The 25,344-nt window shown below is 43.0% G+C and carries 33 protein-coding genes; 16 read left to right on the top strand and 17 right to left on the bottom strand.

The features are described 5' to 3' along the window. From ACZ5GB_RS02245 to ACZ5GB_RS02230, 4 genes are read left to right on the top strand one after another with little or no spacing between them, the layout of a single operon-like run. Positions 1–1,188, top strand: a complete 1,188-nt coding sequence (locus tag ACZ5GB_RS02245; protein WP_464327362.1) for a cation:proton antiporter — start codon at positions 1–3, stop codon at positions 1,186–1,188. Further along, positions 1,185–2,189, top strand: coding sequence for a tRNA preQ1(34) S-adenosylmethionine ribosyltransferase-isomerase QueA (gene queA, locus ACZ5GB_RS02240; RefSeq protein WP_464327361.1), 1,005 nt, complete (start codon positions 1,185–1,187; stop codon positions 2,187–2,189). Before ACZ5GB_RS02245 ends, queA begins: the two co-directional genes overlap by 4 nt. A gap of 16 nt (positions 2,190–2,205) precedes the next feature. Further along, positions 2,206–2,553, top strand: a complete 348-nt coding sequence (locus ACZ5GB_RS02235) for a hypothetical protein (protein WP_464327360.1) — start codon at positions 2,206–2,208, stop codon at positions 2,551–2,553. Between the two features lie 5 nt (positions 2,554–2,558). Further along, positions 2,559–2,972, top strand: coding sequence for a potassium channel family protein (locus ACZ5GB_RS02230; protein WP_464327359.1), 414 nt, complete (start codon positions 2,559–2,561; stop codon positions 2,970–2,972). Here the strand turns inward: ACZ5GB_RS02230 and ACZ5GB_RS02225 are convergent. Next, positions 2,969–3,817 (bottom strand): hypothetical protein, encoded by an 849-nt coding sequence (locus ACZ5GB_RS02225; RefSeq protein WP_464327358.1) that lies wholly within the window; start codon positions 3,815–3,817, stop codon positions 2,969–2,971. The two genes, ACZ5GB_RS02230 and ACZ5GB_RS02225, sit on opposite strands and share 4 nt — an antisense overlap. A 136-nt stretch (positions 3,818–3,953) precedes the next feature. Here ACZ5GB_RS02225 and ACZ5GB_RS02220 point away from each other — a divergent pair, with 136 nt between their 5' ends. Next, positions 3,954–4,406: a TIGR00725 family protein gene (locus ACZ5GB_RS02220; RefSeq protein ID WP_464327357.1), complete on the top strand. Its 453-nt coding sequence runs from the start codon at positions 3,954–3,956 to the stop codon at positions 4,404–4,406. 42 nt (positions 4,407–4,448) lie between these two features. Further along, positions 4,449–4,802 carry a hypothetical protein gene (locus ACZ5GB_RS02215; protein ID WP_464327356.1) on the top strand — a complete coding sequence of 118 codons (354 nt, stop codon included), beginning with the start codon at positions 4,449–4,451 and terminating at the stop codon, positions 4,800–4,802. Here ACZ5GB_RS02215 and ACZ5GB_RS02210 read toward each other — a convergent pair. Then, a complete protein-coding gene (locus ACZ5GB_RS02210; RefSeq protein WP_464327355.1) occupies positions 4,782–5,546 on the bottom strand; it encodes a YhjD/YihY/BrkB family envelope integrity protein in 765 nt (254 codons plus the stop codon). The two genes, ACZ5GB_RS02215 and ACZ5GB_RS02210, sit on opposite strands and share 21 nt — an antisense overlap. Further along, positions 5,530–6,642 carry a KamA family radical SAM protein gene (locus ACZ5GB_RS02205; RefSeq protein WP_464327354.1) on the bottom strand — a complete coding sequence of 371 codons (1,113 nt, stop codon included), beginning with the start codon at positions 6,640–6,642 and terminating at the stop codon, positions 5,530–5,532. Before ACZ5GB_RS02205 ends, ACZ5GB_RS02210 begins: the two co-directional genes overlap by 17 nt. 17 nt (positions 6,643–6,659) lie before the next feature. Between ACZ5GB_RS02205 and ACZ5GB_RS02200 the strand changes: the two genes are divergently transcribed. Together ACZ5GB_RS02200 and thyX are read left to right on the top strand one after the other, a co-directional pair. Then, the gene (locus ACZ5GB_RS02200) at positions 6,660–7,349 is read left to right on the top strand and encodes an SIR2 family NAD-dependent protein deacylase (protein ID WP_464327353.1); all 690 of its coding nucleotides are present in this window, start codon (positions 6,660–6,662) and stop codon (positions 7,347–7,349) included. Continuing rightward, the gene (gene thyX / locus ACZ5GB_RS02195; protein ID WP_464327352.1) at positions 7,346–8,275 is read left to right on the top strand and encodes an FAD-dependent thymidylate synthase; all 930 of its coding nucleotides are present in this window, start codon (positions 7,346–7,348) and stop codon (positions 8,273–8,275) included. The genes ACZ5GB_RS02200 and thyX overlap by 4 nt, the downstream gene beginning before the upstream one ends. Here the strand turns inward: thyX and rpmA are convergent. From rpmA to ACZ5GB_RS02160, 7 genes are read right to left on the bottom strand one after another with little or no spacing between them, the layout of a single operon-like run. After that, complete coding sequence (gene rpmA / locus ACZ5GB_RS02190; protein WP_464327351.1) at positions 8,265–8,531, bottom strand: 50S ribosomal protein L27; 267 nt, start codon at positions 8,529–8,531, stop codon at positions 8,265–8,267. The two genes, thyX and rpmA, sit on opposite strands and share 11 nt — an antisense overlap. Positions 8,532–8,534: 3 nt before the next feature. Continuing rightward, on the bottom strand, positions 8,535–8,834 hold the full coding sequence (gene rplU / locus ACZ5GB_RS02185; RefSeq protein ID WP_464327350.1) for a 50S ribosomal protein L21: 300 nt from the start codon (positions 8,832–8,834) through the stop codon (positions 8,535–8,537). A gap of 51 nt (positions 8,835–8,885) precedes the next feature. Then, positions 8,886–9,119: a hypothetical protein gene (locus ACZ5GB_RS02180; RefSeq protein ID WP_464327349.1), complete on the bottom strand. Its 234-nt coding sequence runs from the start codon at positions 9,117–9,119 to the stop codon at positions 8,886–8,888. A gap of 46 nt (positions 9,120–9,165) precedes the next feature. Further along, a complete protein-coding gene (locus tag ACZ5GB_RS02175) occupies positions 9,166–9,645 on the bottom strand; it encodes a peroxiredoxin (RefSeq protein ID WP_464327348.1) in 480 nt (159 codons plus the stop codon). A 12-nt stretch (positions 9,646–9,657) separates the two neighbouring features. Next, positions 9,658–11,619: a 2-oxoglutarate carboxylase large subunit gene (gene cfiA, locus ACZ5GB_RS02170; protein ID WP_464327347.1), complete on the bottom strand. Its 1,962-nt coding sequence runs from the start codon at positions 11,617–11,619 to the stop codon at positions 9,658–9,660. Positions 11,620–11,635: 16 nt separating this feature from the next. After that, complete coding sequence (gene accC, locus ACZ5GB_RS02165; RefSeq protein WP_464327346.1) at positions 11,636–13,054, bottom strand: acetyl-CoA carboxylase biotin carboxylase subunit; 1,419 nt, start codon at positions 13,052–13,054, stop codon at positions 11,636–11,638. A gap of 9 nt (positions 13,055–13,063) precedes the next feature. After that, the gene (locus ACZ5GB_RS02160; RefSeq protein WP_464327345.1) at positions 13,064–13,480 is read right to left on the bottom strand and encodes an OsmC family protein; all 417 of its coding nucleotides are present in this window, start codon (positions 13,478–13,480) and stop codon (positions 13,064–13,066) included. A gap of 195 nt (positions 13,481–13,675) precedes the next feature. Between ACZ5GB_RS02160 and ACZ5GB_RS02155 the strand changes: the two genes are divergently transcribed. Genes ACZ5GB_RS02155 through ACZ5GB_RS02145 form a run of 3 tightly spaced genes read left to right on the top strand, consistent with a single transcriptional unit; the run spans position 13,676 to position 15,299 of the window. Next, positions 13,676–14,098: a molybdenum cofactor biosynthesis protein MoaE gene (locus tag ACZ5GB_RS02155; RefSeq protein ID WP_464327344.1), complete on the top strand. Its 423-nt coding sequence runs from the start codon at positions 13,676–13,678 to the stop codon at positions 14,096–14,098. After that, complete coding sequence (moaA, locus tag ACZ5GB_RS02150) at positions 14,095–15,096, top strand: GTP 3',8-cyclase MoaA (RefSeq protein WP_464327343.1); 1,002 nt, start codon at positions 14,095–14,097, stop codon at positions 15,094–15,096. Before ACZ5GB_RS02155 ends, moaA begins: the two co-directional genes overlap by 4 nt. A gap of 2 nt (positions 15,097–15,098) precedes the next feature. Then, the gene (locus ACZ5GB_RS02145) at positions 15,099–15,299 is read left to right on the top strand and encodes a Trm112 family protein (RefSeq protein WP_464327342.1); all 201 of its coding nucleotides are present in this window, start codon (positions 15,099–15,101) and stop codon (positions 15,297–15,299) included. Here ACZ5GB_RS02145 and ACZ5GB_RS02140 read toward each other — a convergent pair. Beyond that, positions 15,238–15,906: an HAD family hydrolase gene (locus ACZ5GB_RS02140; protein WP_464327341.1), complete on the bottom strand. Its 669-nt coding sequence runs from the start codon at positions 15,904–15,906 to the stop codon at positions 15,238–15,240. The genes ACZ5GB_RS02145 and ACZ5GB_RS02140 overlap by 62 nt on opposite strands. Beyond that, positions 15,903–16,814 carry a LysR family transcriptional regulator gene (locus tag ACZ5GB_RS02135; RefSeq protein ID WP_464327340.1) on the bottom strand — a complete coding sequence of 304 codons (912 nt, stop codon included), beginning with the start codon at positions 16,812–16,814 and terminating at the stop codon, positions 15,903–15,905. Before ACZ5GB_RS02135 ends, ACZ5GB_RS02140 begins: the two co-directional genes overlap by 4 nt. A 169-nt stretch (positions 16,815–16,983) precedes the next feature. On the opposite strand from ACZ5GB_RS02135, the gene rpoD reads away from it, so the two are divergent. Continuing rightward, positions 16,984–18,690 carry an RNA polymerase sigma factor RpoD gene (rpoD, locus tag ACZ5GB_RS02130; RefSeq protein WP_464327339.1) on the top strand — a complete coding sequence of 569 codons (1,707 nt, stop codon included), beginning with the start codon at positions 16,984–16,986 and terminating at the stop codon, positions 18,688–18,690. Here rpoD and ACZ5GB_RS02125 read toward each other — a convergent pair. Together ACZ5GB_RS02125 and ACZ5GB_RS02120 are read right to left on the bottom strand one after the other, a co-directional pair. Then, on the bottom strand, positions 18,662–19,540 hold the full coding sequence (locus ACZ5GB_RS02125) for an NAD(P)-dependent oxidoreductase (RefSeq protein ID WP_464327338.1): 879 nt from the start codon (positions 19,538–19,540) through the stop codon (positions 18,662–18,664). The two genes, rpoD and ACZ5GB_RS02125, sit on opposite strands and share 29 nt — an antisense overlap. Then, positions 19,537–19,848, bottom strand: coding sequence for a hypothetical protein (locus ACZ5GB_RS02120; protein ID WP_464327337.1), 312 nt, complete (start codon positions 19,846–19,848; stop codon positions 19,537–19,539). Before ACZ5GB_RS02120 ends, ACZ5GB_RS02125 begins: the two co-directional genes overlap by 4 nt. 120 nt (positions 19,849–19,968) lie before the next feature. Between ACZ5GB_RS02120 and ACZ5GB_RS02115 the strand changes: the two genes are divergently transcribed. Together ACZ5GB_RS02115 and def are read left to right on the top strand one after the other, a co-directional pair. Beyond that, positions 19,969–20,382, top strand: coding sequence for a glycine cleavage system transcriptional repressor (locus tag ACZ5GB_RS02115; RefSeq protein WP_464327336.1), 414 nt, complete (start codon positions 19,969–19,971; stop codon positions 20,380–20,382). After that, positions 20,379–20,885, top strand: coding sequence for a peptide deformylase (def, locus tag ACZ5GB_RS02110; RefSeq protein ID WP_464327335.1), 507 nt, complete (start codon positions 20,379–20,381; stop codon positions 20,883–20,885). Before ACZ5GB_RS02115 ends, def begins: the two co-directional genes overlap by 4 nt. A 335-nt stretch (positions 20,886–21,220) precedes the next feature. On the opposite strand, the gene ACZ5GB_RS02105 is transcribed toward def, so the two are convergent. Beyond that, the gene (locus tag ACZ5GB_RS02105) at positions 21,221–22,069 is read right to left on the bottom strand and encodes a hypothetical protein (RefSeq protein ID WP_464327334.1); all 849 of its coding nucleotides are present in this window, start codon (positions 22,067–22,069) and stop codon (positions 21,221–21,223) included. Positions 22,070–22,536: 467 nt separating this feature from the next. Here ACZ5GB_RS02105 and ACZ5GB_RS02100 point away from each other — a divergent pair, with 467 nt between their 5' ends. Together ACZ5GB_RS02100 and ACZ5GB_RS02095 are read left to right on the top strand one after the other, a co-directional pair. After that, a complete protein-coding gene (locus tag ACZ5GB_RS02100; RefSeq protein WP_464327333.1) occupies positions 22,537–24,417 on the top strand; it encodes a TonB-dependent receptor plug domain-containing protein in 1,881 nt (626 codons plus the stop codon). Next, complete coding sequence (locus ACZ5GB_RS02095; RefSeq protein WP_464327332.1) at positions 24,395–24,601, top strand: hypothetical protein; 207 nt, start codon at positions 24,395–24,397, stop codon at positions 24,599–24,601. Before ACZ5GB_RS02100 ends, ACZ5GB_RS02095 begins: the two co-directional genes overlap by 23 nt. A 51-nt stretch (positions 24,602–24,652) precedes the next feature. Here the strand turns inward: ACZ5GB_RS02095 and ACZ5GB_RS02090 are convergent, their stop codons facing one another. Then, positions 24,653–25,000 (bottom strand): hypothetical protein, encoded by a 348-nt coding sequence (locus ACZ5GB_RS02090; RefSeq protein WP_464327331.1) that lies wholly within the window; start codon positions 24,998–25,000, stop codon positions 24,653–24,655. A gap of 56 nt (positions 25,001–25,056) precedes the next feature. Then, a complete protein-coding gene (locus ACZ5GB_RS02085) occupies positions 25,057–25,311 on the bottom strand; it encodes a DUF454 family protein (RefSeq protein WP_464327330.1) in 255 nt (84 codons plus the stop codon). Positions 25,312–25,344 lie beyond the last annotated feature (33 nt).

The raw sequence follows: 25,344 nt of genomic DNA, 5'->3' as shown, positions 1-25,344 counted from the left end.
ATGGAATTACATAGCATCTTTTTGTATCTTGCCATAATACTCTTCCTTGCCCGCATCATAGGCGATACCTTTGGAAGGTTTGGCCTTCCGCCGGTGCTTGGTGAGATACTGGTAGGTGTCATACTTGGTAAGAGCGCCTTGGGAATAATAGAGCCCAACGAGGTTTTAAGGCTCTTGGCAGAGATAGGGGTCATCCTTTTGCTCTTTCACATAGGCCTGGAGGCGGACATAAACCAGCTTAAAAAGGTGGGCCTTTCGGCCTTTGTGGTTGCCTTTGTGGGCGCCTTTACACCCATGCTCCTTGGAACCTTGGCAAGCTACTACCTTTTGGGCTTTTCTTTGACTACCTCCCTCTTTTTGGGTGGAACGCTAACGGCCACAAGCATAGGCATAACGGTAAGGGTGCTTGACGACCTTGGAAAGATGAAGGAAAGGTTTGCCCAGATAGTTTTGGGCGCCGCCGTGCTTGACGATATATTCGGAGTTATAGTCTTGGCAGGGCTTTATGAGTTTTCAAAGGAGGGAGTAGTTCATTTTGATGCCTTAACAATGCTTGTGCTATACATAACAACCTTCTTTATCCTCTCTCCCATCTTGGCCCAGATATTGGCAAGGGTTATAAAAATACTTTCCCAAAAGCTAAAAACGGAAGACTTTATCCCTCCCACCGTTATAGCCATTGTATTCCTCTTTGCCTTCCTTGCCCACGAGGTAGGTTCTCCAGAAATACTGGGAGCCTTTACGGCAGGCCTTGCCCTCTCAAGGCGCTTTGCCCTACCCTTTGCCATGTTTTTAAAGACGGACGAAAGTATGGCTCACAAGATAGAACATACCATCACACCCCTTGTGTGGGTCCTAACACCCATATTCTTTGTCTATGTAGGACTGCAACTAAACCTAAAAGCCATTGATTTTACTTCACAAAAATTCTGGATGCTTTCCCTGCTTATACTGCTCATAGCCGTTGTGGGGAAAGTCATTTCTGGCTTCTTTGTAAGAGGCTCTATGAAGGAAAAACTACTTATTGGCTTTTCCATGCTACCAAGGGGGGAGGTAGGCCTTATATTTGCAGAGTTTGGAAGACAGATAGGCCTTTACGATGATACCCTTTATGCAGTGGTCATCTTTGTGGTGGCCATTACCACCCTTATGGCTCCTGTGGTGTTAAAGATGCTTGCAAGGGCATGAAAGTAGAAGACTTTGACTACCACCTGCCAGAAGAACTAATAGCCAAGTATCCAATTACACCAAGGCACAATGCAAGGCTTATGGTCCTAAACAGAAAGAACCAAAGCATAAAGCATGACATATTTTGGAACCTACCACTCTATTTAGAAGAAGGGGACCTTTTGGTCTTTAACAACTCAAAGGTTTTGCCCGCAAGGCTATACGGAAAGAAGCCCACCGGTGGAAAGGTGGAGGTGCTCCTTACAGACTTTATCACAAAAGAAGAGTGGTATGCCTTGATAGGTGGGAAGAATATAAAGGAGGGATTGCAGATATATGTTGGTGAGGGTCTGATAGTGGAGGTGTTGGAGCATGTGGAGGGTGGCAAGTTTAAGGTAAAGCTCCTGTCAGAAGACCCACTCAAGGCCCTTGACAAGTATGGCAAAATACCCATACCGCCTTACCTAAAGCGTGAGGAGGAACCCATAGACAGGGTCTATTATCAAACGGTCTTTGCACAGATAGAAGGCTCTGTAGCTGCGCCCACCGCAAGCCTCCACTTTTCAAAAGAGCTTTTAAAAAGGCTGGAAGAGTATGGGATTAAAAAAGCTTTTATAACCCTACATGTCTCCTATGGAACCTTCAAACCGGTAAAGGTGGATGAGGTGGAGCTTCACAGGGTAGACCCGGAGTATGTAAGTGTGCCAAAAGAGACAATTGAGCTTATAAAGGAAACAAAGAAAAGGGGCAAAAGGGTGATAGCCGTAGGCACCACGGTGGTAAGGGCATTGGAGACTGCCGGCTTTGAACCCTTTGAAGGCTGGACAGAGCTTTATATATACCCAGGCTATTCTTTTAAGGTGGTGGATGCCCTCATCACCAACTTTCACCTTCCAAGGTCCTCTCTTCTTTTTCTGGTCTGCGCCTTTGGAGGAAGGGAGTTTATTTTGAGAGCTTACCAAGAGGCGGTAAAAGAGAGATATAGGTTTTATAGCTATGGGGATGGAATGTTGATATTGTAAATATAAAATATTTCTTATGAGGCGTAGAAGTTATTCTTATTTAAAGCTATTGAAAATTTACATACATAACATACTGGAAAACGAAAGGTTTTACATGCATACTATATACACTACCATAGGATTATTTTTAGTAATCACTTCATCTATAACCATTTTTATTCTAATCACTCCTGAGGCAGAAAAAATGCCTCCAGACCTTCATAAGTTTTTGGAACACTACGAAAATTTCACTATCTACTTCTTTACTATAGAATATTTACTAAGGCTTTGGGTTGCTTCAGATTTTATTGATGACTTTAAGCACTATCTTGAACACAAAAGGAACTACTTATATGCTTTTTGCATGCTTTATCAAAGAAGTTAAAATGGATGCTAAGGCCCACATCCATAATTGACCTTTTGGCCATACTTCCCATCCTCAGGCCTCTTAGGGTTTTTAGGTTTTTGCTTATCCTTAGGCTTCTTAAGATCATCAGATATACACATTCCCTTAGGGTGATCCTTAGCATCTTTAAAGAGAACAGCTATCTTTATTTTGTTAGCTTTTTAATAATATTCACTTTGATATTCTTTTCGGCAATAGCCGTTTATATCTGGGAGTATAACGCGGGAAATACAAGCTTTGATAGCTTTCTTAATTCCCTTTACTGGGCTATCATAACGGCTACCACGGTAGGCTACGGAGATATTACTCCAACCACACCAGTAGGGAAGTTTTTTGCAGCCATTTTACCAATGTCCATAATCTTATTAATTTCTTCTTTACGCCGGGTGAGAAATTAGGCCTCAAGTTCACCCCTCCTGTAATAGCTATATCCAATAGCATAAGCATATGTATAAACAAGCACACAAGTTAAAGTCCTCCACCCACTACCAGCATTAAAAAGCTTTATCTGACTTATAACACCTTCCACTACCTGCCTTTTTGCCCTCATCTCCCTACTACCACACACAATCACACCTTCACAACCCCTATAACCCCTATCTCCATACACCACACAATTCTCCACAAGCTCCCTAAACCATAAACTCCTTCTCTTCCTTTCCCTAAATGCCCTAACCTCATGCACACTTCCAAAGCTTATCCACACATCATAAACTCTTCCCCACCTATCACATAACACCATCATCAACATGCCATACCTGACCTCCTCAAACTCCACTACCTTCCCATTGTCTCTCCGAACTATCTTCCTTCTCCTCTTTGCCCACCATACCTTCCCTCTTACCCTCCTTATCTTCTGTGTCCTCGCCCTGTTTACATTGGCTATGTCCACTATGGTTCCATCTATTACAAGTTCTATCTTCTTACCATACAAAAGCCTTGCTAAAATCATAAGCCTCAGCTTGTGAAGCTTGTATTCTCTCAATATCCTGTATACTCTCTTGAGTCTGTATCTTCTGAAGATATGCCATGATTGTATGGATGGGTCAATAAGTAGTTTAGCTAAGGTGAGGACTTTTGTATTGGTTATGTAGGAGAGTATAAAGATGGCTGCTATATGGATGTCTGTGAGTTTAGGCTTTCTGCCCGCTTTAGCTTTTGGCACATTAAGGAATGGCAAGGCATTTTCAAGGTCTTTTAGGATTTGTTGGTAGATGCGTAGGTAAGGTGGTATAATTTCCATGGTAAAAACCTCCGATGGTTTTTAGGGCTACTATTATAGTAGCCCTGCTGTCTTTTTATTGATATGGAAGGTTTAGCTTAAAGGGAATTTCTCACTCGGCGTATAGGAGTGTTTAATTCCTTTATACTTAAAAACCATGAGGCAGGTGGCGGTTATAGGCTCTTCAAAGGCAAAGCCTGAGGAAGAAGAATACAAAATAGCTTATGAGCTTGGCAAAGAGATAACCAAGAGGGGATGGGTGGTGGTATGCGGTGGGAGGGGTGGCGTGATGGAAGCGGTATGCAAGGGTGCAAAGGAGATGGGAGGGCTAACGGTGGGCATCCTTCCTTCCTACGAAGGTGATGAGGCAAACCCATACGTGGATATAAAGATAAGGACCGGCATGAATTGGAACAGGAATCCCTTGGTGGTAGCCAGCGGTGATGTGGTAGTAGCCATAGGTGGCAACTGGGGAACTCTGTCAGAAATAGCCTACGCCCTTATTTTGGGAAAGCCCATAATCGGTTATAAAACCCATAACATAGAAGGACTGCGTCAAGCCAATAACTTGTCAGAAATACTATCCTTTTTGGACAGTCATGCCAGTTGAAAATGTGTCTCAAAAGACCATATTTATATGAGAGGATTAGCCATGGGAAAAGAGCTTTTCTTTTTAGAGGATATGCTTTTTAAGAGCACTTATGAGGAGATAGAGGAAAGGTATGCGGAAGTTATACAAATGTATGCGCACGACCCGGAGATAATCAACATAGCCAAGAGTATAAAGGGCATGTGCGATTATATAATGAAGACCTACAAGGAAATACCCAACCCAGAGAAAAAGCTGGATGAAAACTTATATACAACCCTTTACCAAGTGCTAAAGGACCTTAGCATAACCCTTTATGACCTCTCCATAGCCGAGGGCGAGCAGATATACTACGTGATATCCAGCGCATACCAGAAGCTAAACGGGGCCAACAATCTACTGGAAAAGTTGGTCTAATCTGGCTATGATCCTCACACCCACCAAAAGGCAAAAGAAAGAGTAATAGAGCCACATAAGCAAAAGAAGGGGAGACCCTATTATGCTATAGAGGGGGCTAAGGCTAACCATCTTGACCACTATGAGAGAAAAGGCCTTATTCAAGAAAAAGAGCATAAGGGCCACAAGGCCTGAGGCAATAAGGGTAGCTCTCTTAAGCTTGAAATACAAGGAATAGAGCATGGTAAGCACAAGGAATATGATAAATAGGTTAAATAGCTCCGCAATCCTGTAGTATATGCCACCAAGGAGGGCTTTGCTTACGGTAAGCAGGACTATGGCCACAGAAAGAAGAAGGGTATAAAAGACCATCATAAGGGGCATTACCGTCCAAAAGAAAACTTCCCTTTCTACAGGTTTTTTCCCATAAACAAACCCAAAGGCTGTGTTCAAAGACTTGGCAAAGGATAGAGAAAAGTAGTAAGCAAGTACCAAAGAAAGGATGGAACCAGTTGCCTTTTTTTCATAAGCAGGGAGTATTTTATTCAGTATATCTTCCGCATAAGAAGGGATAAGGCCTTGAAGGTATTGATAGACTTTCATAGGGTCAAGGAAGGGCAAATACATGGATAAAAAGGCAAGTAATATAACAAGAGAGCCGATTACCGTGAGGAATTGATAGGTTAAAGAGGCGCTGTGATAGCCCACCTCTCCTTTAAGTGCATCAATTAAAGATAAAAACAAAGCCTTAAAATACTTCCACATCGGAAATAGTGTATTCTACAATACCACCAAGGGGGCTTCTAAAGGTGTATGTGTCTCCATCCTTTTGAATTATATAATTGGGGCTTATTGGCACCTTGCCCTTTCCACCGGGCAGGTCTACCGCATAGGTGGGTATGCCCATGCCAGAAATCTTTCCTCTCAAATACTCCATTATCTCAAGGCCCTTTTCCAAGCTTGTTCTAAAATGCACCGCACCCTTTACAGGGTCGCAGTGAAAGAGATAAACAGGCCTCACCTTTATCCTAAGCAGTTCTCTAAAAAGCCTCAGCATTGTCTCCGGGTCATCGTTTACACCCTTCAAAAGCACCGTTTGGTTGTTTACCGGAACGCCATGCCTTAGTAGCCTTTCTATGGCCTCGGCAGACTCTTCTGTTATCTCCTTGGGGTGGTTAAAGTGGGTGTTTATCCATATGGGTGAATGCTTTTCTAAGATATTTAGAAGCTCCTCATCAAAGAACCTCTGTGGTGCCAACACCGGAAGCCTTGTTCCTATCCTTATTATCTCCACATGTGGCACCTCCCTTATCCTTGAAAGCACATAGTTTAGCTTCTCGTTGCTTACAGAGAGTGGTTCGCCACCAGATAAAAGCACTTCTCTTACTTCCTCGTGTTTTTTTAGATATTCTATGAACCTATCTATCTCCTCCTTTGTCCTTGCCCTCTCTCCTTCCTGAAAAATCCTTTTTCTCATACAATGCCTACAATACACGGCACAAAAGGTGGTAAGGGTAAATAGTACCCTGTCGGGGTATCGGTGGGTAAGGCCGGGAATATCTCCCTCTTCCTTAAAGGGGTCTGGATCACCGTAAGATTGGACTCTTTCATCCACCTCCACAACTCTTGGTATCGCCTGTAGTCTTATGGGGTCTTGTGGGTCCTCCGGGTCTATGAGGGAAAGGTAATAGGGGGTTATGGCCATTGGGTAAAGTCCTTTAGTTCTATCTATGCCATCCTCCTCTTCCTTTGTAAGCTTTATATATCTTTTTAGCTCTTCCTTTGTCTTTATCCTGTTTTGAACCTGCCAATGATAGCTTCTCCACAACTCTTTTGGAACCTTTTCAAAGAACCTTTTCATGGTGTATATATTATTCCATGAAAGTGGTAGTTTTAACCGGTGCTGGCATATCCGCAGAAAGTGGAATTCCTACCTTTAGAGGTAAGGATGGCCTATGGAAGAATTTTAGGGCAGAAGAGCTGGCTACGCCAGAGGCATTCAAAAGAAATCCCGCACTTGTGTGGGAGTGGTATCTTTGGAGAAGAAGCATAATAGAAAAGGCAGAACCAAATAAGGGCCACAAGGCCCTTGTAGAACTTGAGAATATTCTTGGGGATAACTTTCTTCTTATCACACAAAATGTGGATGGACTTCATCAAAAAGCAGGGTCCAAAAGGCTTGTGGAACTTCATGGGAACATATGGAGGGTAAGGTGCCTTAGCTGTGGTGCCAACTACTACGACTATAAGACCTTCTATGAGAAGCTTCCACCATCTTGTAAGGAGTGTGGAGGGCTTATTAGGCCAGATGTGGTTTGGTTTGGTGAAAGCCTACCGGAAAAAGCTCTTAATATAGCCTTTCAATGGGCTATGACCTGTGATGTTTTTGTTTCCATAGGAACCTCTGGAGTGGTCTATCCAGCCGCAGAACTTCCCTTTTTGGCAAAAAGGCATGGGGCAAAGGTGATAGAGATAAACCCAGAGTCCACTCCCATATCTTCCATAGCAGATGTTATAATTAGAGAACCAGCCACTATCGGAGTGCCAAAGCTCTTGGAGGTGCTATGAAGGTTCACATTATGGGGTCAGACCAGAGGATAGTTAGGTGTGCAAGGGTTTCCTTTGGAAAGGATCAAGAGGTAGACAAGGAAAGGGACATAAAGCTTATTAAATATCTGCTACAACATAAGCATGCCTCGCCCTTTGAACACATTGTAATTGCCATAGAAGGAGATAAAGAGCTCTGGCTTGAAATCCTTGGCAAGGTGGAAAACCCCGCAGTGCAGATATATTATTCCAAAGGCTTTATATGGCTAAACCTCAGAAACTTTATAAACGCTTGGGAATCTTTACCTTCTTACTTGGAGGAAGGCATAAAAGAGGCCCTTCCAGCCACCCTTTCCCTATTAAAAGGCACAGACCCAGAAGACTATTCTATGGATAAAGCCTACTTAAAAGAAAAAGTAGAAACATCTTCCGGATGGATAGGTCTTGTAGACAGCCTTGAGCTTGGAACAGATATGGACTATTACACCTTTGTGGTAGAATGCCCCCTCTTTATAGCTCGCCAATGGCACAGGCATAGGTTTGGTTCTTATAATGAGATAAGCAGAAGGTATGTGGATTATGAACCAGACTTTTATATACCTCCTTACCTTAGAAAGCAAGCCAAAAGCAACAAGCAGGCCTCCATAGAAGAACCCGTAGAAGAGCCATGGAACTCACTTTTTTTGAAAAAGGTAGGCTGGTATGTGCAGGACCTTAAGGACCTATATAAGTCCATGGTAGATCATGAGGTGGCCAAAGAACTAGCAAGGGGCATACTGCCCCAGTTTATGAAGACAAGGTTCTATTGGACTGTGCCAAGAATCTCCCTAGATAACTTCTTAACTCTAAGGACCCATCAGGGAGCCCAGAAGGAAATAAGGGAGTTTGCCTTGGCTATAGAAGGCTTAGTAGGCTATAAAGGTAGCGACAAAAAACTTAGGCTGTAGCACTTTGCAAAGGTATTACGCTTACAAACTTTTTGTTCCTTCTGTTTTCAAACTTCACCACGCCATCCACAAGGGCAAAGAGAGTAAAGTCTGAGCCCATGCCTACGTTTAAGCCTGGGTATACCTTTGTTCCTCTTTGTCTTACCAATATATTACCAGCCCTTACTATCTGGCCATCGTACCTTTTAACACCAAGCCTTTTAGAATGGCTATCTCTTCCATTTCTCGTTGAGCCACCGCTTGCCTTGGAAGCCATGCCTTAGACCTCCTTAATGTCTTTTATAAGTATTTCTGTGTATGGCTGTCTATGACCTTTCCATCTTTTGTAATTCTTCTTTGCCCTAAACTTAAAAACTATCACCTTTTTGTGCTTGCCATGAGATGTAACTTCTGCCAAAACCTTTCCCTTATTGAATTCTACGGTGCCATCCTCTTTTCTTATAAGTATGGGGTTCAACTCTATAAGGGTTCCAGGCTCATAAGGTAGCTTTTCTACCTTTAGCCTTAAGCCCTTTTCAACCCTATATTGCTTTCCACCAGTTTCTATAACCGCATACATGTTCCTTCTCCCAGAAAAGAGATTTAGGGGGCGAGGCCCCCCGTAGATATTTTACTTCTTCTGCTCTCCGGCAGGCTGTTGTTGCTGTTGTTCTCCAGCGGGTTGCTGTTGCTGTTGCTCCCCGGCAGGCTGCTGTTGCTGTTGTTGCTCAGCGGGTTGCTGTGGTTGTGCAGGTTGCTGCTGCTGTTGCTGTTCTGCTGGCTGCTGCTGTTCTGCAGGCTTTTGCTGGCAGGATGCTGCCAGGAGTGCAAGGCTTGCCACTCCAAGTGCTATGAGCTTTCTCATTTTATCTACCTCCTTTATGAATTATTTTGACCTAAAATTATAAATCCTACAACTTTAACTTGTCAAGAGTTTTTAAAAGAGCTTCCACATGTCCCTTTGCCTTTACGTTGTACCAAGTCTTCAGTATTCTACCGTCAGGTGATATGAGAAAGGTACTTCTGATAATACCTTCCGTTTCTTTGCCATACATTTTCTTTTTACCATACGCTCCATAAGCTCTGGCTACCTCTTTGTCTGGATCGCTGAGAAGTGGAAAGCTTAAGCCATATTTTTCTTTGAACTTTTTGTGAGATTGCACACTATCTGGGCTTATTCCTACCACATTGTAGCCTTTAGATTGAAGGATATTAATATTATCTCTAAAGTCGCAAGCCTCTTGGGTACATCCGGGTGTATCATCCTTTGGATAGAAATATAGTATAAGGGGAGAGGAAAGGAAGTCTTTTAGACAATACCTTCCTTCTCTCCCATCTTTATCTATGCCCTCAAGGCAAAAATCCGGCGCCTTATCACCTTCCTTTAGCATACCACTATTATATCACCCGTAAGTATCTCCTTCTGGTTTTACCGGTTCTATCCTCAAAAGGGCATCGTCTGGTGTTACGTTGTCTCCAGGCTTTACGAATATCTTCTTTACTATACCTGTAATGGGTGCATGTATCTCGTTCTCCATCTTCATGGCTTCTACTATTGCCACTGTTTGGCCTTCGTTTACGGGCTGTCCTTCTTCTACCAAAACCCTTACAACCCTACCGGGCATGGGCGCTGTAGCATCTCCCGGTTGGCTTGCCTTTGGAATACCCTTTTCTTCTGCCTGGGCTACCGCTTGAGAAACTCCTCCCGTTGGCACTGCCTCCACTTGGGGTATGAGTTGTACTTCCTCAAGCCTTCCATCCACTCTCACATAGTATTTTCTTGGCTTACCAGGTTCTGTATGGGCGCTTACGCCTTCTATCTTAACCTTAAACTTTTCACCATGATAGACTATTTCAAACTCTACAGGTGCTGCGCCTGGAACTGTACCGGCCTTTACCTCTGTAGCCTCCACAAGCTCCTCTACGGGTTCTGCATGCAACTCTCCCTTTTCCCTTGCTACGAAGAAGTCCTTTGCCTGCATGGGGAATAGGGCGTAAAGCAACACCTCTTCGTCGGTGGGTTCTCTTCCCAAAAGGGCCTTTGTTTCTTCATAGGCCTTGTCCCAGTCGTTGGGGTCTGCAAGGTCTGCAGCCCTTATGGAGAAGTCCGGTTCCTTTCCGGGACCAAGTATCTTTTCCGCAAGTTCCTTAGATATGGGACCTGGTGGTCTTCCGTACTTGCCCTCCACATAGTCTCTTACCTCTTTGGTTATCACCTTGTAGCGTTCTCCGGATATTACGTTTAGGACCGCCTGCACTCCCACTATTTGGGAAGAAGGTGTTAGAAGTGGTGGATAACCCAAGTCCCTTTCCACATTGGGAACTTCCGCCAAGGCCTCTTCTATCTTATCTATGGCGTTTGCCTCTATAAGCTGCGCCACCATATTGGAGATCATTCCACCGGGTATTTTGTGTATAAGCACCTTGGCATTTACTCCCGCATATTCAGTTTCATACTTCTTGTACTTCTTACGTATTTGTTTGGTGATCTCCGCACATTCTTCTATCTTCCTTAGGTCAAGGCCTGTGTCAAAAGGTGTGCCTTCCAGCATGGCAACCACCGATTCTGTGGCTGGGTGAGAGGAACCAAAGGCCAATGGTGAAAGGACCGTATCCACCATATCCACGCCTGCCAGTATGGCCATCATATGGTTCACTATAGCCGTTCCGCTCATATCGTGGTTGTGAAGCAATACAGGCAACTTTCCGCCGGTAGCTTCCTTTATACCCTTTATTATGGCATAGGTCTCAAGGGGCATTATAATACCGGTGGCATCCTTAAAGGATAGCCAGTCCGCACCCATTTCAGCTATCTCAAGGGCATACTCTATCCACTTTTGATAAGTGTGGACGGGGCTTCTTGTGTAGCTTATCTCCGCATGGGCTTCTCCACCAAGCTCTTTTATAGCTTTTACGGCTGTTTGAATATTCCTATTATCATTTAAAGCATCAAAAACCCTAAATACAGTAATACCGTTGGCTATTGCCCTTTCCACGAATTTATAAACAAGCTTGTCCGACTTTGGCCTATAACCTACTATGTTTTGGCCTCTAAAGAGCATCTGGAGCTTTGTATTTGGCATAACTTCCTTTATACGCCTTAGTCTTTCCCATGGGTCTTCCTTTAGATACCTAAGGCACACATCGTAGGTGGCACCACCCCAAACCTCCACAGCATAGAAGCCTACCTTGTCCAGCTTCTCGCAGAGGGGCAAAAGGTCATCGGTCCTCACACGGGTTGCCAGCTTACACTGTATACCATCCCTAGGCGTGAGGTCTGTTATCAATATCTTCTTTTTGAAGCCAGACCTCTCATACTCTTTTAGCCTTTCTTGGATGTCTTCAATTATCTCTGTTGCATGCATAGTTTAACCTCCTTGTTTATAGTCCATGATAGGCGGCAATAGCCGCAGATATAAAGGCTACAAAATCTTCTTTATCTCTATGCTCTTGGTAATCAAAAAGATGTGGATGGGTCTCTAAGTATTTGGTGTTAAACTTGCCAGCCCTAAAGTCTGGGTCTTCCATGATCTTTATAAGTAGTGGTATGGTTGTTTTTATACCTGTTATTTCGTAGGTTTCTAAGGCTGCCTTCATCCTATCTACCGCCACTTCCCATTGGGGAGCCCAAACTATAAGCTTGGCTATCATGGAGTCATAATAAGGTGTTATCTCATAACCCCTTGAGGCTGCATGCTCCACCCTTATACCAAAGCCTCCGGGTGTGTAATATCTTTCTATGGTTCCTATGCTTGGAGCAAAGTTTTTCTTTGGATCCTCTGCGTTTATTCTACACTCTATGGAATAGCCGTTAAACTTTATATCCTCTTGTTTATATCTTAAAGGCTCTCCCGCCGCTATCCTTATCTGCCATTTTACTATATCCACTCCCGTTATCATCTCCGTAACAGGATGTTCCACCTGTATCCTTGTGTTCATCTCAATGAAGTATATGTTCCCTTTTTCATCGGCTACAAACTCCATAGTGCCTGCGCTGTAGTAGCCTATCTCCTTGGCCGTGTTTACCACAAGCTCTCCATAGTAGGCCCTCTTACCGGGTGTAAGAAGCAAAGATGGAGCTATCTCCACAAGCTTTTGGTTTCTCCTCTGTATGGAACAATCCCTTTCTCCAAGGTGTATCACATTGCCATACTTGTCTCCCAAGACCTGAAACTCTATGTGGTGTGGGTTTTCTATATACTTTTCAAGCAAAAGGTCTCCTCTTCCAAAGGCCTTTAGAGCTTCGTTGTAGGCGCTTTCATAGTTTCTCAAAAGCTCCTCTTCGTTCCTACATATCCTAATACCCCTTCCACCACCACCTGCGGAAGCTTTTAAAAGAACAGGATAGCCTATTTCTTTTGCTATCTGTTTTGCCTCCTGCTCATCCTTTAGAATGCCATCGCTTCCCGGCACCGTAGGAAGGCCCGTCTTTTTGGCTATCTCCTTTGACCTTGCCTTATCACCCATAAGCTCTATAACCTTCCAGTGGGGGCCTATAAAGGTTATACCCTTTTCTTCACAAAGCCTTGCAAAATGCTCATTCTCCGCCAAAAAGCCATAGCCAGGATGTATGGCATCCGCACCTACCTCAAGGGCAAGGTCCACTATACGCTCTGCATTTAGATAGGTATCCAGTGGATTGACTCCAATCATATAGGCCTCGTCGGCCATCTTTACATGCCTTGCGGTAGATTCTATTTCGTTGTATATGGCAACCGTTTTTATACCAAGCTCCTTACAGGCCCTTATTATCCTACAGGCTATTTCACCCCTGTTGGCCACAAGCACCTTTTTGAACATGCCAACCTCCTAAAGGAGTTCTATTTTGTATTCAATGGGTGCTACCTTGTTTATCATATAGGCTATGGAGCATGTGCCGGGATTGTATATGGTCTTGTCAAGGGCCTTTTTTACATCCTCTTCCGAAACATGTCCTTTCACTTTTACATAAAGGTATATCTTGGTAAAGACCTTTGGATAGCCTTCTGTTATCCTTTCTGCATCCGTTTCTATCTCTATATGCTCTGTATGTTTGCCCTCCTTGTGAAGGGCCTCATAAAGGTGAATGCCCACACAACCCGCTATAGAATGGAAAAGAAGCTCTGGAGGCCTTATGCCTCTTCCCTTACCACCCACGTAGCCTGCGGCGTCTATGGGCACCTCTCTGCCCGACTCACCTGTGCCTATAAAGTGAAAATCTTCCTTTTGCACCACCTTAACCTTCATTCCAACCTCCTAAAAAGGGTGGATATAAATTATAAGCCAAGTTTTCAAAAAGTGGTGGTTTTTATCATAAAAATTTGGGAAGAGGTTATCTTATTTCCAAACTATAGGACAGATTAAAGCCTTTGAAAATTCGCTTCTTCCAAAAGGGACAATCTTAATTTCTCACTCGGCGTAGCAGTGCCTATAATTATACCCATGGTACCTAAGATATACCTCGGCGTTGAGTGGATAGGTGCGGAGAGGCTTCTTTCCCATTATCAGGTGCCTCATGAGTGTGGTGCAAGCGTAATATTCCTTGGCATAGCCAGGTCTGCACCGGAGGATGGAGATGTGGCAGAACTACATTATGAGGCCTTTCCAGAGATGGCCATAAAGGTTATGGAAGAGATAAGGGAGGAGGCCTTAAAGGCCTTTCCAATAAAAGAGGTTTTTATACATCACAGGCTTGGTGTGGTAAGGGTTGGTGAGCCTTCCTTTATGGTGGTGGTTTTTGGTGGGCATAGGGATGAGAGCTTTAAGGCCTGTAGGTATGTGGTGGATGAGGTAAAAAAGAGGGTGCCCATATGGAAGAAGGAAGTCTTCAAGGATGGAAAGGGTGAGTGGGTGCTTGGAGCATGATCTTAGATAAGCTTGGTAGAGAACTTCATGACCTAAGAATATCCGTAACGGACAGATGCAACTTCAGATGCACCTTTTGCATGCCAGAGGGCCAGGATTATGAGTTCTTCAGACGGGAGGAGATACTTTCCTTTGAAGAGATCACCAAGTTTGTAAGGGCCATAATCCCCCTTGGAATAAAGAAGGTTAGGCTCACCGGTGGTGAGCCACTCTTAAGGAGAGACCTTGAAAGGCTTATAAAGATGCTCTCAGAGCTTCCCATAGAGGACCTAAGCCTTACCACCAACGGCTTTCTACTAAAGGAAAAGGCAAAAGTCTTAAAGCTTGCGGGCCTTAGGAGGATAACGGTCAGCCTTCCATCTTTGAAGGATGAGGTATTTTCAAAGCTTGTAGGGAGGAATGTAAAGGTTTCTCATATACTTGAAGGTATTGAAGAAGCCCTAAGGGTTGGACTAAAGCCTGTTAAGGTGAATGTATGTGTGGTAAGGGGCTTGAACGATGGGGAGATAGTGGATATAGCCAAGTTTTTCAAAGGTATGGGTGTGGTGGTCAGGTTTATAGAGTTTATGGATGTGGGGAACCTTAACGGATGGTCCTTGGATAGGGTCTTTTCTGTAAAGGAGATGCTACAGCTCCTAAAGGAACATTTTGAGCTTGAACCTATGGAAAAAAGCTATAGGGGTGAGGTGGCAGAAAGGTACAGGTATGTGGATGATGGCGTGGAGGTGGGCTTTATATCTTCCATAACTCAGCCCTTCTGTGGAGACTGCAACAGGCTTAGGCTTACGGCGGACGGAAAGGTGCTTACATGCCTTTTTGCGCAGGACGGTTATGATGTGAAGAGCCTTATAAGGTCTGGAGCTACGGAGGAGGAGATAAGAGAGTTTATATTGCATATATGGTCCCAAAGGGAAGACAGATATTCAGAAAAAAGGCTTGAGATGTTAAAGGAGGGCATAAGGCCCAAAAAAGTGGAGATGTTTAAGATAGGAGGTTAAACATGATAAGCCAAGACCTTTTGGAAATACTTGCCTGTCCCAAGTGTAAGGGGGACTTGGTTTATGACCAGGAAAAGAATGTATTAGTCTGCAATAACTGCAAAGTCTTTTATCCCATAGAGGAGGATATACCTATACTCCTTATAGACTCTGCAAGGCCCCTTGAAGAGCTTCAAAAAGCTTCTCAGGAGGGACGGGCATAATACCTTCTGGCACTGCCTTTTCTCCCACATGTATATACTCAAAGGGCTTTGCATAGATCCTTTTGTAATCTTTTAACATCTGCCAGTCTGCAAGGCTATCGCCCACATAAATGCCAGCGTCAAGGTCAAGGGCCTCAACGCAAAAGTGTAAAGCATAAGGGTGAGGCTTCCTCAGTTCCTCTTGGGGTATGCTATCCTCGTCCACTACAAAGTCAAAGAAAGGAGAAAGGTTAAACCTTTCCAGAAGATAGTTTAGGTCCTCCCTTGGTCTTCCTGTGACTATGCCAAGGGGATAGCCAAGGTTTTTTAACCTTTCAAAGAAATCCCTTTGAAGAATTAGCCTTTCCTTGTCCCTAAGGGAAAGATAAAACCTATTAAAAACTCCTATAACATCTTCCAGCCTTGCATCTCCTCCAAACTCTCTTATGACTTCAAGGGTGGCAAGCCAGTCGTTGTTTATCCCCCTTGAAAACTTTATTTTTATGACCTCCTGTAGTGGAATTTCTTTTTTAAGGAAATGTTCTGCAGTGTATTTTATGGCGTAATGATAGGATTGGCTTACATCCACTATAACTCCATCCACGTCAAAGATTATGCCCTTTCTCATCCTGCTATAAGCTCGGTGCTTGTCTTAGAAAGCAAAAACTTCATAAACCTGCTTGCAAGGAAGGTAAGTTTTTCATGCTCTGGATATATTATGTAGTACCATCTTACCGCGTTAAAGCCCCTTATTTTTACTGGTACCACACTACCCTCTTCTATATCCTTTTCTATTATGCCTCTTGACAAAAAGCTACAGCCATAGCCCTTTTTTACCATACTTAGTATGGACCTTCCGCAGTTTATTTCTATCTTAACTTTAAGTTTTTCAAAGATAATTCCAAGTCTTTCAAGCTCTTCTTTTACTACCTTCCGTGTGCCAGAACTTACCTCTCTAAAGATTAGGTCTGCATTATAGAGTTCTTCAGGGTCTATTTCACCCTTTTTTGCAAAAGGATGGGATGGATAGGTAAAGAAAACAACCTCATCCATAAACCACTTTACAGAACTAAACTTTTCTGAAGGGTCCCTTTCAATGATGCCTATGTTTAAAACACCTGAAGAGAGAGCATCTTCTATATGCTGTGAGTTATCCACCAAAACCCTAACCGATATGTTGGGAAACTGTTGATGAAATTCCACAAGAAGCTCCGGAACTTTGTACTCGCTTAATGTAGTGCTAATACCCAAAAGGAGTGTATCCTTAAAATCCTTTTTTATCTTTGCCATTTCTTCCATAAGGTTTTCATAATTGCTAAGAAGGCTCTTCGCTATCTGGTATATTCTCTTACCCTCATCTGTAAGCACAATCCTTCCGCCCTGCCTTTGGAAAAGTTTAGCACCCACTATCCTTTCAAGTGCCTTTATCTGTTGAGTTACCGCTGGCTGTGTAATGTATAGTATTTCTGAAGCCTTAGAAAAGCTCCCAAGGTCTGCAACTGCCACAAAGGTCTTAAGCTTGCTGATGTCAATCATTACGATTTATAATTTTAATATAAACTTTTCTTATGGCAACGCCGGTGGCTGTGGCAAAGGCCAGCACCCTATTATAAAAGTTTGACTTGCAACCTTAAGCCTTCATAAATATATTTAAAAAGGTTATGGAGGTCTATGTAAAGCATCTTCCTTATAGGAGGTTTTCTGCATGATTTACAAGCAACTTATGAAAAAGCTTATGGACCTTAGCGAAAAGGGCTATGTCACCCACGATGAGATCAATGAGCTTTTGGGTCTCGAGCTTGTGGATACGGAGCTGTATGAAGAGATAATGGACTTTTTACAGGAACGTGGAGTAAAAATAGTTGATACGGAAGAGGCCCTTGAGGAAAAAGAAGATACCATAACCATATCCACAGAGAGCCTTCTGCTTAGCGGAAAGGACGGAGACCCAGTAAGGCTATATCTCAAGGACATGGGTAAAATACCTCTTCTCAAAAGGGAAGAGGAAATAAAATACGCAAAGCAGATAGAAACGGGAAGAAAGATCATGAGAAGGGGCCTTTTGAGAACTTCCTTCCTCATAGACAGGGTCCTAAGGGAATGGGGTGAGGTGTGCAACGGTAAGATAAAGGCAACGGACCTAATGGATACGGTGGATGAAAGTAAAACTATTGAAGAATATGAAGAAAGCCATGAGTATTTAGAAAGGTACTTTATAGAGAAGGGATTGGAGCTGGCAAAGGCGTATAAAGAAGCTCTTTATTGGAGAGATACTTACCTACTTTATGGAACACCGGAGTATAAGAAGGAATACCTGAGAAGACATGCAAAGATGAATAGAATACTAAAGGATATGAAGCTCAAGCATTCAAAGTTTGAACGCATAGCGGATGAACTTTTAAACCTGTATAACAAATACACGAAAAAGCTCAAAGAGTTTGAACTAAGAAAGAAGAAATTGGAAAGCATACACCCAGACATAGAGGAGCTTTTAAACAACTACGATAAGGACCAATCCCTCCGTGAAAAGGCGGAAAGACAGGGCTATGGCTTTGCAAAGTTCCAAATGTTAAGGGATGAATATCTGGCGCTCAAAAAGGAGATAGAAGAATTAAGAAGGGAAATGGGCATATTGCCGGAAGAACTTCAAAGGGTTATTAACATAATAAGGGAGGGCAGGACAAAGGTAACGCAGGCAAAGCAGGTTATGGTAAAGTGCAACCTAAGGCTTGTGGTCTCCATAGCCAAAAAGTATGTAAACAGGGGCCTTCACTTCCTTGACCTTATCCAGGAGGGCAATATAGGCCTTATGAAGGCCGTGGATAAGTATGACTACAGAAAAGGTTATAAGTTTTCCACTTATGCTACCTGGTGGATACGTCAGGCTATAACAAGGGCCATTGCAGACCAGGCGAGGACCATACGCATACCGGTGCATATGATAGAAACCATAAACGATATAACAAAGGCCCACAAAAAGCTATTCCAAGAACTTGGAAGGGAGCCTACCGCCGAGGAGATAGCCAAATACCTTGGCATATCGCCAGAAAAGGCAAGGAAGGTTATGCGTGTATCCCAAGAGCCTGTCTCTCTTGAAACACCTATCGGGGATGATGAAGAAACTCATCTTAGGGATTTTATAGAAGACAAGAGCGTGCCATCACCGGAGGAGCAAGTTTCAAGAAAACTTCTTAGAGAACAGCTTATAAAGGTGCTAAGCACCTTAGGTGAAAAGGAAAGGGAAATACTTATGTACCGTTATGGACTTGTGGATGGCATAGAGTACACCCTTGAGCAGATAGGCAAGATGTTTAACGTGACAAGGGAGAGAATACGCCAGCTTGAGACCAAGGCCATAAGAAAGCTAAGGCACCCCGCAAGGGCTAAGTATCTACGGGATTTTGAGTGGTGAGCCTGTTGTAGACCTCTGCGAGGACTGAAAAGTCCTCGCCACCCATCCCTAAATATTTTGCCAAGGCGTAAGAATTTTTAACGTTCTGCAAGGTAAAGGTAAAAGCCCCAAGGTCCTTTACCATATCCTCCGCATAATGAAGGTCCTTGTGAATTAAATCTACAGAAAAATGCACAGAGTAATCCTTTTCCAAAAGTTTTTTCTTTTTAACATCAAGAAGGTAAGACTTGCCCGCACCGCTCTCCAAAACCTTTATAAGAAGCTCCCTATCAAAGCCACACCTTTCTCCTACGCCTATGGCCTCTGCAAGCACCTGCATAAAGCCACCCAAAACCATGTTGTTTATCAGCTTTAGCCTTGTGGCATCGCCTGCCCTGCCCACATAAAAGATGTTCTTACAAAACTTCTCAAAAAGGCTTACATTTTCTTCAAACTTCTCCCTATCACCACCCACAAGTATGGTAAGCTCTCCCCTCTGGGCTGGTATGACGCTTCCCAGGATGGGAGCATCAAGGTAAAAGGCACCGAGCTTTTTAAGTTCTTCGTAGGCAAGGCTTGCGTAGGCATAATGGTTTGTGGTCATATCTATGATGGTCTTGCCTTTTATATTTCCCTTTGACAGTCCATTTTCTCCAAAGATGACCTCTTCGGAAGCTCTGGAATCAAAGACTATAACAAAGACCTTATCTACCTCTTTTAGAAGGTCCTTAGGGCTTTCTGCTATTGGCACGCCAAGTTCAAGGGCCTTTTCCTTAGTGCGATTCCAAACTATAAGCTCTACGCCTTGTTCCATAAGCCTTTTTGCTATAGCTCTGCCAAGACTTCCCAAACCAATAAAGCCTACCCTCATAGCAAACTCATTATAACAGGACTTACCATTTCCCAGTCTTCGTAAGGAAAGCTAAGGTATGCCCTATCTGAGTCGGATATGACCTCTTCCGGCGAGCCACCCACGCTTTCCACAAGCTTTTTTAACCTATCCGCCTTTTCCTTTGGCACGCTTATGGTGTAAGTCCTTCCAGACCACCCCTCTTGAGTCTTCTCAAGATAAATATCTATCCATATGTCTCCAAACTCATAGGAAAGCATAAAACCCAAAGGTTGAGCAAGGCCTAAGATTTTTGCTATTTGGGAAAGGTGAAAATCCAACTCTTCCATATTAAAATCTTAGCATGAAGTTTTTCATAGTTTCCATCTTTGGGAAGGATAGGCCCGGCATAGTCAGCCGGTGTTTCAAAGGCCCTTTATGAGCTTGGCCTTAACCTTGAGGACTCTTCCATGACAAGGCTCAACGGTGAATTTACCATAATGCTAATAGTAAGCTCAGAAAGGGAAATAACCTCGGAGAAGATCCTTGAAAGCCTACAAGAAGTGGGCCAAAGCTTTGAGCTTTTTATGGTTTGCAGGGAGCTTGAGGAGATAGTATATGCACAGCCCGAAGCCATATATAGGATAGTTGTCTTTGGCTCGGACAAACCCGGTATAGTATACAGTGTGGCTTCAAGGCTGGCAGGCCTTGGCTTAAACATAAGCGACCTAAGAACAGAAAAGAGGGGGAACCTTTATGTAATGCTTATAGAGGCCGAAGGCAAAGAGGATATGGAAGACAGGCTCCGAGAAGCCATGGAAGAGGTAAAACAATCCATAGGCGTGGAGATAAGCCTTGAAAGGGAAGAGGGAGAGAGGCTGTGAGAAAACTTGAGGTGATTACTTATCCCGATGAAAGGCTAAAGGTGCCATCCCTTGAGGTGGTAGATTTTGGGAAAGACCTTGAGGAGTTTGTTAGCGACCTTGTGTATACCATGAAGACATCACCCGGTTGCGTGGGCATTGCATCGCCTCAGGTGGGAGTGCACAAAAGGATAATTGTGGTAGATACCTCCCAATCAAAGCACAAGGAAAACAAACTAAGCCATGGACTTATGGTCCTTATAAACCCTGTAATAGTTCAATATGAGGGGGAGATAGTGATCAGAGAAGGCTGTCTTAGCGTGCCAGATTATACGGGCAATGTGAAAAGACATTATTGGATAAAGGTTCAAGCCTTTGATATAAAGGGGAATCTCATAGAATTTGACACAGAAGGCTTTGAGGCGGTGGTGGTGCAACATGAGATAGACCACCTTGATGGGAAGGTCTTTTTGGAAAGGCTTGTATCACCAAAGGACCTTTTTAGAAGAAAGGTTTATAAGTGAGAGGTTTATACCAGTTGCCCAGTTTTTCAAGCAAAAAACTTTTTACACAAACCTTGGCTCAGAAGCTTTTTTAGCAACTCCACTAAAAAAATGTGTTAAAAATTCTAATAGCATATACCGGGTAAGAAATTAAAGCCTTAGGCTTTCCGCCAGCTGGTTTTCTAAAAGTGCGGCATGGTTTGCCAGTGCATCAATCGGACACTTGTAAAGAGTATCCCTACACAAAAATGCTTCTGTAGAAACACACTAATGCATGCTTTGACAGGTCTGGGACCTACTGTTACGGACACAATACATTAGTGAAAAATTAACTATGGAATACGCCGGGTGAGAAATTAGACCTCAAGTTCACCCCTCCTATAATAGCTATATCCAATAGCATAAGCATATACATACACAAGCACACAAGTTAAAGTCCTCCACCCACTACCAGCATTAAAAAGCTTTATCTGACTTATAACACCTTCCACTACCTGCCTTTTTGCCCTCATCTCCCTACTACCACACACAATCACACCTTCACAACCCCTATAACCCCTATCTCCATACACCACACAACTCTCCACAAGCTTCCTAAACCATAAACTCCTTCTCTTCCTTTCCCTAAATGCCCTAACCTCATGCACACTTCCAAAGCTTATCCACACATCATAAACTCTCCCCTCCCTATCACATAACACCATCATCAACATACCATATCTTACCTCCTCAAACTCCACTACCTTCCCATTGTCTCTCCGAACTATCTTCCTTCTCCTCTTTGCCCACCATACCTTCCCTCTTACCCTCCTTATCTTCTGTGTCCTCGCCCTGTTTACATTGGCTATGTCCACTATGGTTCCATCTATTACAAGTTCTATCTTCTTACCATACAAAAGCCTTGCTAAAATCATAAGCCTCAGCTTGTGAAGCTTGTATTCTCTCAATATCCTGTATACTCTCTTGAGTCTGTATCTTCTGAAGATATGCCATGATTGTATGGATGGGTCAATAAGTAGTTTAGCTAAGGTGAGGACTTTTGTATTGGTTATGTAGGAGAGTATAAAGATGGCTGCTATATGGATGTCTGTGAGTTTAGGCTTTCTGCCTGCTTTAGCTTTTGGCACATTAAGGAATGGCAAGGCATTTTCAAGGTCTTTTAGGATTTGTTGGTAGATGCGTAGGTAAGGTGGTATAATTTCCATGGTAAAAACCTCCGATGGTTTTTAGAGCTACTATTATAGTAGCCCTGCTGTCTTTTTATTGATATGGAAAGTTTGGCTTAAAGGGAATTTCTCACCCGACGTATTAGTGAAAAATTAACTATGGAATGGGGTATACCACCTGATAAAAATAAATGAGACAAACAATGTAGTGGCACGCTAATACGTGCCCTCAATAAAATCCAGAATGTAAAGAATTTTGACTAGGGTACTGTATACAGTGCCCTTACAAAGAATGAATTGCTCACCCAGCGTATTATGACACACCAAGGAATTAATTAGAAAATAGTTATGAAAAGTCGGGGCAATATATTTACTACTTGCGGAGCTACAAAGCTGGAAGTTAGTTCGTGAAAACCACAGTCTATCCTTGAAACACCCTCAGTAAACCTTGACAAATATCATACTGTGATATAATGTTAAATAAACGCTAAATTGGAGGTAAAGTAATGAGAAAAACCACCTTCATTTTAACAGCTATCTTTAGCCTTCCAGTCTTTGCCCAAGAGGTACTTTTGAAAGAGGTAGAAGTTAAGGGAAAAAGGGAGACCTTTAAAGAAAGCCTTGAGATAAGGGAGGTAAGGGAGTCTTTTGCAAAGGATGTGGGAGAGGCCCTAAGCAAGATTGAGGGGCTTCACAGGTTCAGAAAGGGTGGCATAGCCAACGATGTGATAATACGCGCCTTCCAAAGGGATAACATTAACGTGCTAATTGATGATTCAGAGGTTCATGGTGCATGTCCCAACCGAATGGACCCGCCTGCCTTCCATGTGGATTTTTCGGAGGTGGAGAAAATAGAGGTTATAAAGGGACCATTTGACATAAGGCATCAAGGCTCCTTGGGTGGTATGGTTAATATAATCACCAAAAGGCCAGACTTTGGCTTTAGGTTTAAGCTTAACCTTAGCCTTGGCTCCTTTGACTTTAGGAATATCTCTCCTGTGGTCTCCTACAGGGATGATAAGTTTTATGGCCTTGCGGGCTACTCTTACAAGTATTCAAAGCCCTACAAGGACGGAGATGGAAAAAGGATAACGGAGTATGCCAACTACAAGCCACAGTATATAAATTCAAAAGCCTTTGAGATAAACACCTACTGGGCCAAGTTTGGCCTAAGACCCTTGGAAAACCACCATCTTGAAATGGCCTACACAAGGCAGGATGCCAGACATGTTTTGTACCCAGCCCTCATGATGGATGCGGATTATGACAAAACGGACAGGTTTAACTTTACCTACAGGGTAGATAAAATATCCGACCTTATAAACTCCCTTAACTTCCAGCTTTATTACACAAAGGTGGACCACTGGATGGATGACAGGTTTAGGAAGTTTATGACAAATCCATCTGGACCTTACAGCATGGCAACGGATGCAAAAACAAAAACCTTTGGTGGAAGGGTGGAAGCACAAATAAAAGATTTTGCCTTGGGCTTTGAAGCCTATAGAAGAAACTGGGATGCCACCAACTACATGTGGGATCAAATGAGTGGTATGTATATGAGGCAGTTTGTAATCCCAGATGCAGACATTGCCAACTTTGGCGTGTATGGAGAATATAGGAAATCTTTTAATCCTAAATTGAGGCTTGTAGCAGGCCTAAGGCTCGATACTACCAAAAGCGAGGTAGACAGCTCCAAAGCAAACACAGACCTATACTATGCCTACCAAAACACAAAAAGCACATCAAAGACGGATACATACCCTTCGGGTAATCTACAACTCTTTTACAACTTGACACCAGAGATTGAACTCTTTACCGGTTTGGGCTATGCAGTAAGGGTGCCAGACCAGCAAGAAAGGTATTTTGCCTTACAAAGAATGTGCAATCCACCAGCCAATACATACTGTGCTTGGGTTGGAAACCCAGAGCTAAAGCCTTCCAAAAACTTAGAGCTTGACCTTGGAATAAAACACCAGACGCAAAGGTCTTTGACAAAGGCTACCCTTTTTGTAAGCTATGTATGGGATTATATAACCTTACATAAGAAAGATGTGGTTAATCCTATTCCTATGGTGGCACCAGCTAACGGTCAGGCCATGACCTATGCCAACGTGGATGCTCGTTTCTGGGGCTTTGAGCTAAGCTCCAATTACAACGTGTGGAAAAACCTTTTCCTCTTTGGTGGTGTAAGCTACACGGAAGGCAGAAAGGATACAAAACCAAGCTTGAACATAAAAGACAAGGATGTGGCGGAGGTGCCACCTTTAAAGGGCAGGCTTGGGCTAAGGTATGATACTGGCCTGTGGTTTGCAGAGGCAGAGCTTGTGGCTTCCGCCACCCAAAGCAAAGTAGACTCCGATGTAAATGAGACAAAGACCTCCGGCTGACGGCATAGTAAACCTAAAGGCTGGCATAAGCTACAGAAACTTTACCTTAAATGCTGGAGTGGAAAACCTCTTTGACAAAAAGTATTATGAACACTTCTCCTATATGAGAAATCCCTTTAGCACAGGCGTAAAGGTGCCAGAACCCGGTAGGAGTTTCTATGTTAGTGCTTCTTACCAGTTTTGAGGCCTTTGGGCAACCTACGGGTTGCCCTTTCAAAATTATTTGAGACAGAACTTATGGTTTTACCACCGCAAGGTATATAACAAACAGGGAAACTATTATCAAAGGGATAGCCACTATATAGTTAAAAAGGTCATACTTTTTGTAAGCCTTTATCTTATCTTCAGCCTTTGGAATGTAGATATTTACAAACCAAAAGTTTAAAACTTCAAGTGGCAAAAGCACTCCAAGGACCAAGGGTATTTTGTAGTTTAACCACCTTATATCAAAGCTATAGCCAATAAGATGGAGCATGTAAAGGCCCATAGTAAGGGCAAGGAAAAAGCCAAAGATTTCCAAGTTTGTCATCCATCTGTAGAAATTTCTTAGTATGTGCTGGTTGCAACCAGTTTCTCTATGCATAGAGTAAAACATAAAAAGACCGAGGGAAAAAGAAGAACTTGCCCACAACAATATGCCTATAATATGGATAAACTTTGCAGTGGCGTACTCCATCTTTTGAGATATTTTACAGACTTTTTGATGTATGGATATATCTTTTTACCCAAAAAGGGAAGTTTTTTAAGCCTTACAATATCCCTTTTGGAAGCTTTTGAAAGGAAAAGTATGGCAAGTAAATACAAAGGCACAGTAGGCATTATAGGCAAAAAGATACCCACCGTTCCAAGCACAAAAAAGGAAAAGCCCAAAAACCTATAGGTTTGCTTTTTCATAATTAATTGAAAATATATTCCCTTGGTGTTGTT

It is taken from the genome of Hydrogenobacter subterraneus (genome assembly GCF_055390195.1).
This window is presented reverse-complemented; position numbering and strand designations above follow the sequence as displayed.

Bases quoted from the DNA above. Each gene is read 5' to 3' on its own strand.
- ACZ5GB_RS02245 (WP_464327362.1), top strand. From the start codon at position 1: ATGGAATTACATAGCATCTTTTTGTATCTTGCCATAATACTCTTCCTT.
- queA (WP_464327361.1), top strand. From the start codon at position 1,185: ATGAAAGTAGAAGACTTTGACTACCACCTGCCAGAAGAACTAATAGCC.
- ACZ5GB_RS02235 (WP_464327360.1), top strand. From the start codon at position 2,206: ATGAGGCGTAGAAGTTATTCTTATTTAAAGCTATTGAAAATTTACATA.
- ACZ5GB_RS02230 (WP_464327359.1), top strand. From the start codon at position 2,559: ATGCTAAGGCCCACATCCATAATTGACCTTTTGGCCATACTTCCCATC.
- ACZ5GB_RS02225 (WP_464327358.1), bottom strand. From the start codon at position 3,817: ATGGAAATTATACCACCTTACCTACGCATCTACCAACAAATCCTAAAA.
- ACZ5GB_RS02220 (WP_464327357.1), top strand. From the start codon at position 3,954: ATGAGGCAGGTGGCGGTTATAGGCTCTTCAAAGGCAAAGCCTGAGGAA.
- ACZ5GB_RS02215 (WP_464327356.1), top strand. From the start codon at position 4,449: ATGGGAAAAGAGCTTTTCTTTTTAGAGGATATGCTTTTTAAGAGCACT.
- ACZ5GB_RS02210 (WP_464327355.1), bottom strand. From the start codon at position 5,546: ATGTGGAAGTATTTTAAGGCTTTGTTTTTATCTTTAATTGATGCACTT.
- ACZ5GB_RS02205 (WP_464327354.1), bottom strand. From the start codon at position 6,642: ATGAAAAGGTTCTTTGAAAAGGTTCCAAAAGAGTTGTGGAGAAGCTAT.
- ACZ5GB_RS02200 (WP_464327353.1), top strand. From the start codon at position 6,660: ATGAAAGTGGTAGTTTTAACCGGTGCTGGCATATCCGCAGAAAGTGGA.
- thyX (WP_464327352.1), top strand. From the start codon at position 7,346: ATGAAGGTTCACATTATGGGGTCAGACCAGAGGATAGTTAGGTGTGCA.
- rpmA (WP_464327351.1), bottom strand. From the start codon at position 8,531: ATGGCTTCCAAGGCAAGCGGTGGCTCAACGAGAAATGGAAGAGATAGC.
- rplU (WP_464327350.1), bottom strand. From the start codon at position 8,834: ATGTATGCGGTTATAGAAACTGGTGGAAAGCAATATAGGGTTGAAAAG.
- ACZ5GB_RS02180 (WP_464327349.1), bottom strand. From the start codon at position 9,119: ATGAGAAAGCTCATAGCACTTGGAGTGGCAAGCCTTGCACTCCTGGCA.
- ACZ5GB_RS02175 (WP_464327348.1), bottom strand. From the start codon at position 9,645: ATGCTAAAGGAAGGTGATAAGGCGCCGGATTTTTGCCTTGAGGGCATA.
- cfiA (WP_464327347.1), bottom strand. From the start codon at position 11,619: ATGCATGCAACAGAGATAATTGAAGACATCCAAGAAAGGCTAAAAGAG.
- accC (WP_464327346.1), bottom strand. From the start codon at position 13,054: ATGTTCAAAAAGGTGCTTGTGGCCAACAGGGGTGAAATAGCCTGTAGG.
- ACZ5GB_RS02160 (WP_464327345.1), bottom strand. From the start codon at position 13,480: ATGAAGGTTAAGGTGGTGCAAAAGGAAGATTTTCACTTTATAGGCACA.
- ACZ5GB_RS02155 (WP_464327344.1), top strand. From the start codon at position 13,676: ATGGTACCTAAGATATACCTCGGCGTTGAGTGGATAGGTGCGGAGAGG.
- moaA (WP_464327343.1), top strand. From the start codon at position 14,095: ATGATCTTAGATAAGCTTGGTAGAGAACTTCATGACCTAAGAATATCC.
- ACZ5GB_RS02145 (WP_464327342.1), top strand. From the start codon at position 15,099: ATGATAAGCCAAGACCTTTTGGAAATACTTGCCTGTCCCAAGTGTAAG.
- ACZ5GB_RS02140 (WP_464327341.1), bottom strand. From the start codon at position 15,906: ATGAGAAAGGGCATAATCTTTGACGTGGATGGAGTTATAGTGGATGTA.
- ACZ5GB_RS02135 (WP_464327340.1), bottom strand. From the start codon at position 16,814: ATGATTGACATCAGCAAGCTTAAGACCTTTGTGGCAGTTGCAGACCTT.
- rpoD (WP_464327339.1), top strand. From the start codon at position 16,984: ATGATTTACAAGCAACTTATGAAAAAGCTTATGGACCTTAGCGAAAAG.
- ACZ5GB_RS02125 (WP_464327338.1), bottom strand. From the start codon at position 19,540: ATGAGGGTAGGCTTTATTGGTTTGGGAAGTCTTGGCAGAGCTATAGCA.
- ACZ5GB_RS02120 (WP_464327337.1), bottom strand. From the start codon at position 19,848: ATGGAAGAGTTGGATTTTCACCTTTCCCAAATAGCAAAAATCTTAGGC.
- ACZ5GB_RS02115 (WP_464327336.1), top strand. From the start codon at position 19,969: ATGACAAGGCTCAACGGTGAATTTACCATAATGCTAATAGTAAGCTCA.
- ACZ5GB_RS02105 (WP_464327334.1), bottom strand. From the start codon at position 22,069: ATGGAAATTATACCACCTTACCTACGCATCTACCAACAAATCCTAAAA.
- ACZ5GB_RS02100 (WP_464327333.1), top strand. From the start codon at position 22,537: ATGAGAAAAACCACCTTCATTTTAACAGCTATCTTTAGCCTTCCAGTC.
- ACZ5GB_RS02095 (WP_464327332.1), top strand. From the start codon at position 24,395: ATGAGACAAAGACCTCCGGCTGACGGCATAGTAAACCTAAAGGCTGGC.
- ACZ5GB_RS02090 (WP_464327331.1), bottom strand. From the start codon at position 25,000: ATGCATAGAGAAACTGGTTGCAACCAGCACATACTAAGAAATTTCTAC.
- ACZ5GB_RS02085 (WP_464327330.1), bottom strand. From the start codon at position 25,311: ATGAAAAAGCAAACCTATAGGTTTTTGGGCTTTTCCTTTTTTGTGCTT.